The 13,990-nt window shown below is 57.7% G+C and carries 11 protein-coding genes and 1 other RNA gene; 2 read left to right on the top strand and 10 right to left on the bottom strand.

Features of this window, described 5'->3' with window-relative positions:
* Positions 1-15: 15 nt before the first annotated feature.
* The 10 genes from NQ492_RS00460 to mltG form a co-directional block, all read right to left on the bottom strand.
* On the bottom strand, positions 16-1,245 hold the full coding sequence (locus NQ492_RS00460) for a DUF5689 domain-containing protein (RefSeq protein WP_044054569.1): 1,230 nt from the start codon (positions 1,243-1,245) through the stop codon (positions 16-18).
* Positions 1,246-1,263: 18 nt separating this feature from the next.
* Positions 1,264-4,098, bottom strand: coding sequence for a TonB-dependent receptor (locus NQ492_RS00465; RefSeq protein WP_015547806.1), 2,835 nt, complete (start codon positions 4,096-4,098; stop codon positions 1,264-1,266).
* Positions 4,099-4,116: 18 nt separating this feature from the next.
* Complete coding sequence (locus NQ492_RS00470; protein WP_015547807.1) at positions 4,117-5,151, bottom strand: endonuclease/exonuclease/phosphatase family protein; 1,035 nt, start codon at positions 5,149-5,151, stop codon at positions 4,117-4,119.
* Between the two features lie 44 nt (positions 5,152-5,195).
* The gene (locus NQ492_RS00475; protein WP_259873405.1) at positions 5,196-6,422 is read right to left on the bottom strand and encodes a DNA/RNA non-specific endonuclease; all 1,227 of its coding nucleotides are present in this window, start codon (positions 6,420-6,422) and stop codon (positions 5,196-5,198) included.
* A gap of 116 nt (positions 6,423-6,538) precedes the next feature.
* On the bottom strand, positions 6,539-8,875 hold the full coding sequence (locus tag NQ492_RS00480) for a BACON domain-containing protein (RefSeq protein WP_044054570.1): 2,337 nt from the start codon (positions 8,873-8,875) through the stop codon (positions 6,539-6,541).
* A 246-nt stretch (positions 8,876-9,121) separates the two neighbouring features.
* The gene (locus tag NQ492_RS00485) at positions 9,122-9,589 is read right to left on the bottom strand and encodes a DUF4293 domain-containing protein (RefSeq protein ID WP_015547809.1); all 468 of its coding nucleotides are present in this window, start codon (positions 9,587-9,589) and stop codon (positions 9,122-9,124) included.
* The gene (locus NQ492_RS00490) at positions 9,590-10,546 is read right to left on the bottom strand and encodes a glycosyltransferase family 2 protein (RefSeq protein WP_015547810.1); all 957 of its coding nucleotides are present in this window, start codon (positions 10,544-10,546) and stop codon (positions 9,590-9,592) included. It lies immediately after the preceding gene.
* Positions 10,547-10,548: 2 nt separating this feature from the next.
* Positions 10,549-11,064 carry a DUF4199 domain-containing protein gene (locus NQ492_RS00495; protein WP_015547811.1) on the bottom strand — a complete coding sequence of 172 codons (516 nt, stop codon included), beginning with the start codon at positions 11,062-11,064 and terminating at the stop codon, positions 10,549-10,551.
* A gap of 65 nt (positions 11,065-11,129) precedes the next feature.
* Positions 11,130-11,732, bottom strand: a complete 603-nt coding sequence (locus NQ492_RS00500; RefSeq protein WP_015547812.1) for an L-threonylcarbamoyladenylate synthase — start codon at positions 11,730-11,732, stop codon at positions 11,130-11,132.
* Between the two features lie 21 nt (positions 11,733-11,753).
* Positions 11,754-12,767, bottom strand: a complete 1,014-nt coding sequence (gene mltG, locus NQ492_RS00505; protein ID WP_015547813.1) for an endolytic transglycosylase MltG — start codon at positions 12,765-12,767, stop codon at positions 11,754-11,756.
* A 48-nt stretch (positions 12,768-12,815) separates the two neighbouring features.
* Here mltG and ffs point away from each other — a divergent pair.
* Positions 12,816-12,913, top strand: an RNA gene (gene ffs / locus NQ492_RS00510) — signal recognition particle sRNA small type.
* A gap of 126 nt (positions 12,914-13,039) precedes the next feature.
* Entirely contained in the window at positions 13,040-13,981 is a 942-nt protein-coding gene (locus NQ492_RS00515) for an NAD(P)H-dependent flavin oxidoreductase (protein WP_044054867.1), read from the top strand.
* Positions 13,982-13,990: the final 9 nt, after the last annotated feature.

The following is a 13,990-nucleotide window of genomic DNA, read 5'->3' on the forward strand; positions in this document are numbered from 1 at the left end:
TGCTCAAACGCGGGATCAGTCACCCTCGTAATCATCGCCGCCGTTCTTCACGGGAGGCGTCAGCGACGAGGCGGGCGTATTGGCCCTGATCCACTCCTCGGAAAGCAGCGACTCGGGCGGGAAGCCGAGGTCCTCGATACGGCTCACCGAGATCTGGTACTGCGCCCAGTCCTCCGAACCTCCCGTGAAATCGCTCTTCTTCGCATAGATGCCGTAGATGCCCAGCACCGTACCCTCCGTGCCGTCCTTCGGGATGGGCTTCATGGCGAACTGGCTGTAACCGCTCGTACGGATGCCGTAAACGCCCGGGTCCGAAGTGTACTCCGCCGCATCGTTGTAGCTCATCAGCACCGAACCGTAGAGACGGATATTCTGCTCGCTGTTGTTGTAGGCCCAGCGATACCACGCGCCGAAGATGGGCGTTCCCCAGTCGGTCACGATCCAGCTCGGATAGGGATTCGCATTTCCGCCGTTTTTGAGGTTCGGAGGCGTCACGCCGTCCTGATTCTTCACACCCGCATAGCGGATCTTGATCTTGTTGAAACGCACCAGCCGGCCCAGATCGGCCTCGCCGAGCGACGTGTAGTTCGAACCGTCGACCTCCTTGATGTCCGAGTCGTCGAGCGTCGTGTATTCGCCGCGGAAGACGTTCAGGGCGGCGACCTTCGGGTTGTCGAGGTTCGAGTTGGCGTAGAACTTGTGGTTGCCGGCCGTGTTGATACCGTCCGAGGGAGCGCCTCCGATCGAAAGCATCATGCGGTAGTTACCCAGATAGAGACCGTCGAGACGCACGTAGACCCACTGGCTCTTGATCGGCTTCGAAGCCAGGTCGAGCAGGAAGTCGAGATAAAGGCCGTTGTAAAGCTTCAGCTCGATACCGGCCGTGCCGTCGTAGATATAGAGCGACTTGTAGATATTGCCCTGACGGTCGCTGCTGATCACCTTGCCCTTGATGTAGTATTTCGAAGCCTCGGGCCACTCCATGAGGCCGTCGAACTTGGCCTCCTCGGACGTGCGGGTTCCGAACTTGAGGGTCTTGGTCGTGGAGAAATTGTCGTTGGTTCCCGTATTGGAGATCGGACCAAATTTTTCCTTCACTTCGGCAATGGTGATCCGAGTAAGCCCCATTGCGGCCATATCGTCGTCCACATAGAGTTTCTGCGGAGCCGGAGTGTCGAAATCGTTGTAGCAGCTCACGGCCACCAGACCGACGAGAGCCGCCAATGCTATTTTAAGACTTTTCATAAATTATGCTTTGCGCGATTAGAAACGGAAATAGACATTCAGGTAATAGGTCGTACCGAACAGGTAGAAATACTTCGAGGGGAAGCGGCCGTAAATCTGCTCGCCGCCCTCGCCGCGGACCTTGCTCATACGCATCTGCTCGTAACCGCCCGTGCGGATGTCCTGATCGTTGAGGATGTTCTTCACCTCGAGGCTGAAGCCCAGCATGTAGACCCGGTGGATATACCAGTTCTTGCCGATATTGGCGCTCAACGTATATGCGCTGTCAAACTTCTCCTGCTTGCGGAGGGTCTTGATCGACGAGAGGGCCGATGCCTTCTGCGCATTGGTGGCCGTATTGGAAGTCAGCACATTCGTATAATACTTAATGGCGGTAGCCGTACGGTACATCGGGTTCATCGAAAGATAGATGTTGTCGTAGTAGTTGAAGTTCACACCGGCGAACCAGTTGCGCGGTCCGCGGTAGTCGAGACCGATGTTGAAAGCCAGCTGCGGCGAGCTTTCCACATGATAACCGTCCCAGTTGACCTTATCTTTCAGTACGATCTTGTCCACGTTGTCAACCGTCTGCACGAAGTTGGGATTCGACGTATAGGTATAGTCGCCCCAGCTCAAGGCACCCACGACCGAGAGGCCGTTCCATACGGGAACCGAAAGGCCCAACTCAACGCCGTAGTAGCGTTTGTCGATGCCGCTCATGGCGAAGTTGGTGAACGAACTGCGGGTATCGTCGTAGAACGAGATGACCTTCGACTGGTCCTCGATCGTCGTATAGTATCCCGAAAGACGCGCCTTGATGTAGGGCAGGTTGAGGTTGTAGGTGAGGTCTGCGCCGAACACCTTCTCGGCCTTCAGCCCCGGCGTGGTCGTGTTGCGCGTACGGGGCGACACGAATGCCGTCGCGAACTTGGGCGCCTGCTGCATGTAAGCCACATTGGCCTCGATCGAATGCGCTCCAGAGAACTTGTAGCCCAGCGCAAGTTTCGCATCGTAGGTCAGGTAGTCGAGTTTCTTCGAATCGCCTTTCGAATCGTTGGGGAACAATCCCTTGCGCCACATGCCCTCGCGGTACATGTTCGAGTAGCCGACCGATCCGGAGACGCCCAGCGAGAAACCGCCGATGCCCCACGTGTAGTTGGCCCAGGCATTGGTTTCGAGCAGGTGCGCCCGGTAGTAGTAACCGTACTTGTCGCCGACACGGGCAATGCGGGCGTGCCCCGTAGCCCAGTAGTAATCCAGGTCGTTCTGGTAAGCCTCGGCGCTGGCCATGTCGCGCTCGGCGAACTTGTCGATGTCATACCAATAGTCGCCGCCCAGCAGGTCCTTGATCTCCGAGTAGTAATTCGTGCGGTTGACGCGCAGGTTGGCGCCGCCGACGATGCGCATGTTGTGGCGCATGTTATGCTGCACGTTGACCGCCAGGTTGTAGTCCAGCTGGTCGGTGTGACGCTCCTCGATCATGTAGTTCGAACGACTGTTATTGCCCATCAGTTTGGACAGCACCGGATCGGTGTCGATATTCCGCATATTCGTCTGGAAGAATTTGTCGTAGTCGAGCATACCGTCCCACACGCCTTTCGCTATGGCGCCATCCATCGCGTAAAAATAGATCGTCTCGTCGGTGGTTATGCCCGGCACGATCTGCGTCTTATCCGAATTCGGCATATAGCGGTAGTAGTCGCCGCGGGGGTCCGCTCCGGCGTTCCACGTCAGGGCCGAATAGCCGTTCCTGCCGAAACGCAGCGACGTGGCGGCGTTCAGACGCGTGTTCTCCGACATGTCCCACGTATAGTTCAACATCACGATCGGCTCGTGGGTGTTGCGCACGCGCGAGTTGCGGAGCTTGCCGGCCTGGTAACCCACATTGGGGTTGTAGTAGTTGTTGCCGAACAGGGCGTAAGCCTCGTCGGTCGAAGCCTGCTGCGCGCCGCGCTCCGAAGGCGAAGCCAGCAGCGTCAACGCAAGGCGGTGGTTCTGTCCGAAAAGCTTCTCGGCCGAAGCGAAATAGGAATAGGAGTTGTAGTAAACGCCGTCCACATAGCCGTTGCCGCCCTGGCGGGTTCCCACCGAGAAGGCGTACGACCAGCCGTTGTCCAACTGTCCCGAGCCGTAGGAAACCATCGCACGGAAACGGTACATCTGGTTGCCGTTCGACACGCTCACGCGGAATCCCTTGCGCATCTGCGAGGCGCGGGCGTTGACGTTGGTCATGCCGCCGATGCCGCCGATGCCGAAATCCGACGCTTCGAGGCCCGTGTAGTTCTCCTGGTTACGCGTCGCGTCGTTCAGTCCGCTCCACAGCGACCAGGGACCGTAGCCCGTCATGGCGTCGTTGAAGCGGATGCCGTTCAGGTAGATGTCCGAGTACTGCGAATCGTAGCCGCGGACGTTGAAACGCATCTCGCTGAAACGGTACGATGCGATGTTGTTGAAGAGGTCCTTCGACGAAGAGAGCGACGAAGGCAGCACCTGCGTGTCCGACGACGAGGAGTCGCTGTCGAATTCGGCGAAAACGGCGTCGTCCAGAACCGCACTCTGCCCCGACGGCACGATGATCACCGACTTGAGGTCCTGCACATGCTCATTGCCCACGCGGACCATCAGGTTGAGGTCCTCGAAGTCGGGCGTAGAGAAGAGCACCGTGTAGCTGCCCGCAGGAAGATTCTCGAAGATGAAGTTGCCGTCCTTGTCGGTCATGGCCGTCAGACCCAGCGATTCGATCTTCACCTGTACATTGCTCAAGGCCACGCGACCGTTGCGCGAAACCACCTTACCGCGGATGCCTCCGTCCTGCGCATAGGACGTGAAGGTCACGGCGGCGAGCATCAGAATAAGTAGAACTTTGAGTTTCATACAAATATTTTAGAGTGTTTATTTGGCGATGTAGATATATACGGGGAAGTGGTCGCTGAAACCGCCCTGGAAATCGTTGCCCACGAACGTACGCAGCGGATAGCCCTTGTACTGGCCCTCCTTCTGGATCATGTAGGGACGGCGGAAGATGCCGCCGTAGAACTTCGAGTTGCCGGCGGGCTGGATTTTCAGGCTGCCCGTGGAACCGGTGGCGAGGTTCTCCGAAACGATGATGTTGTCGAACAGGTTCCACTCGTCGCGGTAAGCCAGCGTGCCGTAACCCGCTTTCAGCAGGCCGATGAAGGGGTTGAACATGTCGCCCTTGCCGACCTCCTTGATCTTGCCCTTGGCGTTGAGGCCCTCGACGATGCTGTCATCCGTGGCATCGTCGTTCAGGTCGCCCATGACGACCACCTTCGTGGCCGGGTTGGCGGCGGTCACCGAGTCGACGATGTGCTTCACCTGCTTGGCGGCAGCCAGACGCTTGGGGGCCGAAGCCTCCTTGCCGCCCAGACGCGAAGGCCAGTGGCTCACGAGGAAGAAGAACGGCTCGCTGTCGATCGTGCCCCACATCGTGACGAAATCACGCGTCCTGAAGTTGGGCAGTTCCGGCATCTTGAACGGAATGGCGGCGCTTCCCTCCAGCTTGAAAACGTCGGGACGGTAGTAGAACGCCACGTCGACGCCGCGTGCGTCGGGCGAATCGTAATGCACGATGCGGTAGTTGCCGGGCGCGAGTTTCGGCTGCGCGATCACATCCTCCATCACCGAGCGGTTCTCGATCTCCGAAACGCCGATCACCACGGGATAATCCTTATCCTCGGCGGCGATGTCGAACAACACCCGTTCGAGGTTCCCGATTTTCCTGGTGTACTTGGCCGAGTTCCACTTCTTGGGTCCTTCGGGCGTGAACTCCTCATCGAGGACGCCGGGATCGTGAATGGTGTCGAACAGGTTCTCGAAGTTGTAGAAGACCACTTTGTAGGGCTTCTGCGCGAAGCATGCCACCGCGATCAGCGAGGCAAACAGTCCTGTCAAAAAGATTCTCTTCATAAACGATTTTTGTTGTTAAGGTTCAATTCATTGTATCATAATCCCTACCAGTCGGCGAGGTTCTTCTGGCTTTTCACCGCATCGGCCACGGCCGGGTCGAGGTTGCGGAAGAACTTGAAGCCCGTCAGCTCCTCGATCTCCTTCACCGAACGGACAGCCGATTCGATCGACGTGGCGGCTCCGGCGTCATCGTTGGTGAACACGAAGCCGATGGCTTTCAGTTCATCCGCCTTGAATTGAGAGATCTGCCGGTTCTGGTTGCCCCGCTGGCGCAGCAGCACTTTCCAGCAATGCGACGGCACGGCGATCGGTCCGTTGGCATTGTCGATGGTCTTCGTGCTCTTGAAAGCGGCTCCCGTCACCACATAGAGCGTATCGTAGGTCTGCAAGCCTCCCCAGCCACGGACTTTGCCCTCCAGCGAGGCCCAGATATTCTGATTCAGCGTGCTGTTCTGGGGCATCATGTTGGTGCCGTAGTAAGTCATCCGGTTCGGCTCGTAATTGTTGTAACGCGAAGCCTGCGGAAGCATGTGCCCGCGGTCGTAACCCCCTGCACCGTAACCGCGGCCGTTGCCGCCTGTCCCGATGTATTGCTGGTCGCGGGTGGGAATCACGGGCAGCTGGTCATTGGGATCGTAATTGAAATCGTTGACCCGGCTCAAAACGGGCGTTTCGTAGACCTTCTTGAAGATCGGATAAGCCACCCAATGCGAAATATGCCGGTCGACATCGTAGCATACCGAATAGTTGCGCAGTTTTCCGCCCGGAAAGAACTGATTGCTCACAAACGTCGCATAATAGGTCTTATAGATATAAGCGTCGTCGGAACGATATTCGGGCTGCTCGCCCCACGAACGGTCGTAGTCGATGAAGCCCGCGGCCCTCTGCGTCAGCGTCAGGGAGGTGGAATAACCGTTGGTATAGGTTACGTCGATCCGCGCCGTGCGGTCGTCGTCGGAATTGTTTTTGTCCAAATAGAGGTAGGCCGGGTCCCCGACGTTTCCGCCGGCGGAGGATACCTGCTTATTCAAATCGAACGAACACCACTCCGCATCCCCGCCCTGCGAGACGATCGTCGCCTCGAAGGTGATGCCCGACGGGCCTTGGGTCGAAATCTTGTTCGTTGTGGTTGAACTGCTCACGGTCTCTGCAACGAGCGTCGCGAGGGACTCCTTGTCGCCCCCGTCGTCCTTGTCGCCGCATCCCGCAAACAGGACAAGCATCGCCGACATCGTCACGAGCAGCATGCCTATCTGTTTAATTTTCAACATCATTCAGAATAAAGTATAACATTTGGTCCGCAGACCCATTTAGAAACCAAACTCTTGACGGGGAGTTATCCCCGCCAAGAGTGGTTGGTTTTACAAGTCGGTTTCCTCGACTGTTGTTATTTTGCCAGGAAGAATACAACACCGGCAACACCAGACGTATTCATCGTCGCATACGACCGAATATATTTCGACATAGCTCCAGTCGATGTCATCATAATAGACGCAAATGCTTTTGCGGTTGCCTTAACACCATCAGTGTCATCAGTAAACGTCCAATAGTTATCGCCCGCAGAATCAGCCAATACAAGTTGATTCTTACCGGCAGCACCAACTGTCAGATATTTTTCACCATACTTAATATAATAAGCATTAGAAACACCGCTTACAGCTACAAGTGAAATCTCTGCACCTGCGGCATCATCAGCAACAAATGCACCCGTTGCCTCGGTATATGAATAAGGAACTGTCTCACACTGCTTATTGGTAAGTACTCCTGTCCAAGTCTGATATTTACCATTAACAAGGCCTGCCAGATAGCCCGTTCCTTCTTTCAGATCGGCAACCTTTTCAATCTTCGCATAGCCAGAACCGCTCGTAGGCGCAGCCTGCTTCAGAGCAACCGTTGCAACCGTCGCACCGGCAACTTTGGCAACCAGATTGGCCGTATAGGCTGTCTTATCCGTGTTGTCGCCTTTCGCGCTTACGACGATGGTGTTATCAGTCTTGGCGCCGAGCGAGAACTTGTCGACATTCGTACCCTCGATTGCGAACGTTACAGCCGAAGCCGTCGTGTTGGTAACCGTATAGTTGAGCGTTTGAGCCACGGGAGAGGTTGCAGCGAACTGCTGGGGAGCGGAGATTTTAACAATCGGCGTCGAAGAATCGACCGTCACCGACGTAGCCATCGTCTGGAGATAGTTGGCCGTACCGCCGAGCAGCCAGCCTTCGACAGTCACCGGTTTGCCATTAAACGACGCCCACTCCGATTTGCCATAGGCAACAGAGCCTTTCGTGGTCGTACCGGCGATAACGACATTGTAATAGTTGCCGCTGACAGTAAACTCACCGTTGTATTTCACATACTTGTACACAGCCTTATTTTCCAAGGCCGTTGCGATATAGGCCGTGACAGCCGTGCCGTCCATCACCTCGGGAGCAGGCGTGTTATAGCTGCCCGTGCCGGTCTTGGCGACCGAAAGACCCTCCTTGCCGAACTGAATGACGCCATTCCGCAATTCGGTCGTTCCCTTAACGGTAACGGCATCGTTAACAGCTACCGCAGGAGCCTCGCCAAGGAACGCCAGCATGACACCCGACGCATCGCCGATCAGGATACCCTGCGTGTGCATGGCTACGACCGTAGCGGCGACCTCGTAGTTCTTGCCGGCTCCGGCTGCGATAGCCTCGGCAACCGTACCCTTCGTATAATCCACCGAAGGAACGACGAGTTCCGAACCGTTGCCGCCTTCATAAAGTTTGAAGTCGTCGATACGCAGACCGTGGTTTTCAAGTCCTGCATAGCCGTCGAAACGAACCCAGATCTTGTCGGTCGAAACACCGGCGGGCAGTTTGAATTCGGCGGTGCAGAGATACCAGTAGCCGGAAGCGACTTTTTTGACTTTCAGAGCAACGGGAGCATAGCTCGAACCATCGGTAGACACCGAGAACCGAATCGTTTCATCCGTCATGTCGCCCAGCACTACGCCATTGGAATAGTTAATCTGTTGAGCGGCAGTAAACGTGAAGGTGAAATTGGTGTTCGATGCGATATTGATGTCATTGATGTTGAAAACCGAAGTCGATTTGTTCATCGAAACATAGGGAGGACCCGTAACTACCGTCGTTTCATCCTCGGCAGGATCGAAAACCTTGCCGCTGTTGGCTACCGAAGCGCTGTTGCCGGTGTAAGTAACGGCCTTCTGATCGAGCGAACCGCCGCGGGTCCAACCTTCGAACTTGTCCACATAAGGCCAGTAGCCATCGACTTTCTCGACCTTCGTGCCGCAGTTCTCGCTGTAAAGAGCGTTACCCGTCGGAACATCGCTGTCGCTCTGTACGACCGTGATCGTAGCCTCGTCCGTAAGCGGGAAGCCCTCGACCGTGGAGCTGGCGGTCAGAACAAGGATTGCGCTGCGCTCTCCCGAAGCCTGACCCAGCGTGAAGGTAAGCTGCGTCGTACCGGTCTTGCCCGACATCGCGCTGGGAGTAACCCACTGCGAATCCCCGGAGTTCTTGAATGTCAGGGTCCAGTCGCCTTTCGAAACGACCTCGACCGTCTGTTCGAGCTTGCCGCCCTCGAGTTTCCCGGCGACAGTCACCGACTCGCCGCCGTTCACGGTAATTTCGGGCATGCCCGAATAACCGCCCTCTTCGTCATCGTCCGAACATGCGCTAAAAGCCGTCACGGCCAGCGCTGCACAGAACAATGTCTTCCAAAAATTTACTACTTTCATAGAGTTGAGTGTTAGTTAAAAAATGTATTGTTTGTAGCCAAAATTCTTTAAATTCACTACATAATGACAATATTATGCCTCAAAGTTAAAATTATTTTCCGGACCTGCAAAGGTTTGTAACATTCTTTTAATAATCAGATCGGTCCGAATTGCAACCCTTTTCCGTCCGAACAGCAGTTCGCCGACGGGGACAGAAGACCCGGAACATGCGCTCGGGCATACTCCGGGTCAGCAGTATCCGCTCGATCAGCGTATTCTGTCGGCTGCGCGCACCAGCAGTTCGTCGCGGAAAATCGCACGGGCCGCCAAATAGGCAAACAGCAGGCAGACCAGAGGCAGCACAATGGCGGGCTTGAAGCCCTGCGTATGGAACGTCAGGTCGGAGAAGACCCGCCAGCTCAAAAAGTAATAGACGCCTTCCATCACCAGCGAGCCTAACAGCAACACCATTTCCACCACACAGAGGCGTATTTGCAGCAAACGGCGACGGAACAGGAAAATCGTCACCAGCGGCAGCGCACAGGCCAGCGCCAGCAGGACGCCCATATAGACGGTGGACTGGACAAGCTCCCCTTCGGCGGTTTTCAACCCGAAGGCGTAAAGCCCGAACTCGCCGGCGTCACCCGCAAACCACGCCAGCCCCGAAAAGAGCGTCACGGCCATAAGCGCCGCAATGATCAGCAAATAAAGCGTTTGGATTCGTTGTATCATCATTTACAAAGTTTTGTCGATCAGGTATTTGTTCCGCTCGGAAGACCCTCTGTTGATCAGCTCGCCCAAAAATCCGGCCAAAAACAGCTGAACGCCGAGAATTACGGCCAAAATCGCCAGATAAAACAGCGGCTGGTCCGTAACCGCCCGCAGGGGCAGGGCGCGGCTCTGCTTCCAGAGCTTCTCGGCGATGATCCACACCGTCGTGCCGCCGCCCATGAGGAACATCAGCGTTCCGAGGCTGCCGAAGAAGTACATCGGCGAACGCCCGAAATGCGTCATAAACAGCACCGTGATCAGGTCCAGATACCCTTTCACCGTGCGTTCGAGGCCGAATTTCGAACTGCCGTACTTGCGGGCGCGATGGTCGACGACCTTCTCGCCGATGCGGCCGAACCCGGCCTGCTTGGCCAGGAACGGAATGAAGCGGTGCATCTCGCCGTAGACCTCGATGGCCTTCACCACCTTGCGGCGGTAGGCTTTCAGCCCGCAGTTGAAATCGTGGAGCCGGATGCCCGACGCGGCCCGGGCCGTCCAGTTGAAGAATTTGCTGGGCCAGCGTTTGCCGATCGGGTCGTGGCGTTTCTTTTTCCACCCCGAGACCAGGTCGTAGCCCTCTTCGAGGATCATGCGGCGCAGCTCGGGGATTTCGTCGGGCGAATCCTGCAAGTCGGCGTCCATCGTAATGACGACCTCGCCTTCCGCAGCCGCGAATCCGCAGTAGAGGGCCGCGGACTTGCCGTAGTTGCGCGCGAAACCGATGCCCCGGATGGCCGGATACTGCGTCTTGAGCCGTTCGACCTCCTCCCACGAGCCGTCCGACGAACCGTCGTCGATCAGAATAAGCTCGTACGAAAACCCGTTTTCGCGCATCACGCGGTCGATCCATGCCGCCAGTTCGGGCAGGGACTCCGCCTCGTTGTAGAGCGGCACGACGACCGATATATTCAGTTTATCCATCCTTATTGGTTAGTGCCTTCCGAGAAAACGTCGGGATCACGCTTGGTGAAGGCAGCAATAAACAGACCGAAAAAGCCGCCCTTGATAGCCGAGGCGAGCATTCCGCTGAAGAGCTGCACCAGCGGCGAACGCATCAGTTTCATCATCATCTCGATCTGGTCGCCCGTGTAGAACCCGGTGTTCTCCAGCATGGCGATCGATGGACCGATCATCGCCTCGTATCTGGCCGCAAAGAGCCAGTTGGAGGCGACGCCCATGAAGGCTCCCTCGATAAACCCGGCGCAGAGCATCACGCTGACCATGAAACCCAGGCACTGCCCGTAGCCGTATCCCCTGGCTCCGAAGCGTTCCGCGCGGCGTTTGGTGAGATACCCCAGCAGCAGGACGAAAATGACGAGCGACAGCAGGGACAGCAGCGTGTTCTGCACGTAAAAGCCCAGCACGTCGAAAAGGATCGCGACCAGAGCCATGATCACGCCGTATTTCGCGGCATCGTTCCAGAAATTCTTCTTCTCCATTTTTCTATTTTGTTTTTAACACTCCGAGGCGCCAGCCTTGCCGCGCGGCGGCATCAAGCCCCTCTTCATTGCAGTTCACCCTTGCCTTCGCGCAGTATCTCCGGCCCGTCGCCCGTCAGGTCCACGACCGTCGTGGGGACGTTGTCGCCGATGCCTCCGTCGATGACCAGCGCGACCTCGCGGCCGTAACGCTCGTGGATCAGCTCGGGATCGGTCGTATACTCCACCACCTGGTCGTCGTCCTTGACCGACGTGGTGATCATCGGACACCCCAGCGCCCCGACCACGGCCCGCGCGACGGGGCTGGCCGGAATGCGGACGCCGATCGTGCGGCGCCGTTCGAGCGCCTTGTCCGGAATGCGCGCTGAAGCCGCCAGCACGAAGGTGAACGGCCCGGGCAGATTGCGCTTCAGAATCCGGAAAACGGCATTGTCCACCCGGCAGTACTCCGCGACCTGGGCGATGTTTTCGAAGACCACGGTGAACTTCTCCTCGCTCTTGCCCCGGATGCGGCGCAGCCGCTCGATGGCCTTCGGCGAGCGCAGCGAACAGCCGAAGGCATAGACGCTGTCGGTGGGATAAATGATGATTTCATCCCGCTCCAGGGCGTCTACGACGCGCTGCAACTCCTTCTCCGAGGGGTTCTGTTCGTATATCTTCGCAAGCATGGGATGACAAAGATACGAAAATTATTTAATCTTACGCCGATTGAGTTCGTCGCTGTACGCCCGGGCGTTCTTATTGTGCTCGCGAAGGGTTTTGGCGAAGTTGTGGTAACCGTCGAATTCGGGCCGTGCGCAGAAGAAGATATAGTCGTGCTTTTCGTAGTTCAGCACGGCGTCGATGGCGTTCTTTCCGGGCATGCAGATCGGCGAGGGCGGCAGCCCCTCGTTCACATACGTATTATAGGGAGAATCGTATTTCAGATGGCGGTAGAGGATGCGGCGCAGGCCGAAATCCTGCATGGCGTACTTCACCGTCGGGTCGGCCTGCAACTTGATGCCCTTCTTCAGGCGGTTGACGTAGACCCCGGCCACGCGGGGCATCTCGTCGCTCTTGCGGGTCTCCTCGTAGACGATCGAAGCCAGCGTCATCACCTCCAGCCGGCTCAATCCGCTGCGCTTGCGTTTTGCATCGCGTTCGGAAGTCCAGAAACGGTCGTACTCGCGCTTCATGCGCCTGACGAACTCCCCGGGCGTCACCGTCCAGTAGAACTCGTAGCTGTCGGGAATGAACATCGAAAAGAGCGTCACGCTGTCGAATCCGACCTCCGCGGCCAGCTCCTTCGAGGTCAACGCCTGCATGATCGCCGTGGAATCGGCGTCGATCTGCCGTGCGAGTTTCTGCGCCAGCTGGGCCGGGATGCGCACGTTGTTGATCGTCACCCGCACGGGGGTCTGCAACCCCAGCTTGAGCATGCGCGCGATTTCGATGACGCTCATGCCGTGTTTGAGCACGTAATGCCCGGGCTTGAAGGTTTCGGCCAGGTTGATCCTCCGGGCATAGGCGTCGAAAGCCCGGCGGTGTTTGATCTGCGGCAGCAGTGAGTCCGCGACCTGCCCGTATTCGGCCCGGGCGCTCACGTAGAGGTCCCGCTCCGTAACGACCGCATTTCCATAGAACTGCTGCCGCAGGACAAGCCCTGCGCCGGCTGTCAGGACGAACGCCGCCAGCAGGCCCCAACCTAATATTTTCTTACGCATTTCAGTTTTTTTTTTGCAAAGATATAAAATTTTCCTACTTTTGTGCCCGGGTGAGTCTTACACGACCAGCTCCTACAGAATCCCCCAGGCGAGGAATCGAGCAAGGGTATGTGGTCGTAGCGGTGCGATGTAAGTAGCTCACCCTTTTTTTTCATAACGGCGTTTTGACCCGGCGGGTCGAAGCGCCGTTTTTTTTGCGCATACCTTCCGGAACATCCGCTCCCGTTTTGGAAAAATAATTGTATCTTAATCCCGCAGAAAACCAGAAAACGATGGAAAACAGAATCACGACCCTTTTCGGCATCCGCTACCCCGTCGTCGCAGGCGGGATGGTCTGGTGCAGCGGCTGGCGGCTGGCCGCCGCCGTCAGCGAGGCCGGCGGGCTGGGGCTGATCGGCTCCGGCTCGATGACCCCCGAACTGCTGCGCGAGCACATCCGCAAATGCCGTGCGGCCACCTCCCGGCCGTTCGGCGTCAACGTGCCGCTGGCCTACCGTTATGCGCCCCAGCTGATGGACGTCATCACGGAAGAGCGCGTCCCGGCCGTCTTCACCTCGGCGGGCAACCCCGCGACCTGGACCGCACGCCTGCACGACGCAGGCTGCCGCGTGGCGCACGTGGTGTCGAGTTCGAAATTCGCGCTCAAGAGCCGCGAAGCGGGTGTGGACGCCGTGGTGGCCGAGGGATTCGAGGCCGGGGGTCACAACGGCCGTGAGGAGACGACGACGATGGCCCTCGTCCCGCAGGTGCGGCAGGCCGTCGACCTGCCGCTCATCGCCGCGGGAGGCATCGCCACGGGGGCCGGCATGCTGGCCGCTTTCGCCCTGGGCGCCGAAGGATGCCAGTTAGGGACGCGCTTTGCGCTGTCGCGGGAGAGTTCGGCCTGCGAGGCGTTCAAACGGCGGTGCGTAGAGGTACAGGAGGGCGGCACGATCCTGACGCTCAAAAAGGTGATCCCGACGCGCCTCGTCCGCAACGGTTTCTGCCGCACGGTCGAGGAGGCCGAATCGCGCGGCGCCGACGCCGAAGAATTGTCGGCCCTGATCGGCCGCGGACGCCCGAAACGGGGGATTTTCGAAGGCGACCTCGACGAAGGGGAACTGGAGATCGGACAGATCGCCGCGCTCATCGAAGACCTGCCGCCGGCCGGCGAGATCCTCCGCCGTCTCGTTGCCGAATACGAAGCCGCCCGCGGGAGCCTCGGCCCGCTCTGATCCCTCCCG

The sequence above is a fragment of the Alistipes shahii WAL 8301 genome (assembly GCF_025145845.1).
Classification (GTDB): domain Bacteria; phylum Bacteroidota; class Bacteroidia; order Bacteroidales; family Rikenellaceae; genus Alistipes; species Alistipes shahii.

Bases quoted from the DNA above. Each gene is read 5' to 3' on its own strand.
- NQ492_RS00490 (WP_015547810.1), bottom strand. From the start codon at position 10,546: ATGGATAAACTGAATATATCGGTCGTCGTGCCGCTCTACAACGAGGCG.
- NQ492_RS00515 (WP_044054867.1), top strand. From the start codon at position 13,040: ATGGAAAACAGAATCACGACCCTTTTCGGCATCCGCTACCCCGTCGTC.
- NQ492_RS00475 (WP_259873405.1), bottom strand. From the start codon at position 6,422: ATGTTGAAAATTAAACAGATAGGCATGCTGCTCGTGACGATGTCGGCG.
- NQ492_RS00465 (WP_015547806.1), bottom strand. From the start codon at position 4,098: ATGAAACTCAAAGTTCTACTTATTCTGATGCTCGCCGCCGTGACCTTC.
- NQ492_RS00480 (WP_044054570.1), bottom strand. From the start codon at position 8,875: ATGAAAGTAGTAAATTTTTGGAAGACATTGTTCTGTGCAGCGCTGGCC.
- NQ492_RS00460 (WP_044054569.1), bottom strand. From the start codon at position 1,245: ATGAAAAGTCTTAAAATAGCATTGGCGGCTCTCGTCGGTCTGGTGGCC.
- NQ492_RS00495 (WP_015547811.1), bottom strand. From the start codon at position 11,064: ATGGAGAAGAAGAATTTCTGGAACGATGCCGCGAAATACGGCGTGATC.
- NQ492_RS00470 (WP_015547807.1), bottom strand. From the start codon at position 5,151: ATGAAGAGAATCTTTTTGACAGGACTGTTTGCCTCGCTGATCGCGGTG.
- mltG (WP_015547813.1), bottom strand. From the start codon at position 12,767: ATGCGTAAGAAAATATTAGGTTGGGGCCTGCTGGCGGCGTTCGTCCTG.
- NQ492_RS00500 (WP_015547812.1), bottom strand. From the start codon at position 11,732: ATGCTTGCGAAGATATACGAACAGAACCCCTCGGAGAAGGAGTTGCAG.
- NQ492_RS00485 (WP_015547809.1), bottom strand. From the start codon at position 9,589: ATGATGATACAACGAATCCAAACGCTTTATTTGCTGATCATTGCGGCG.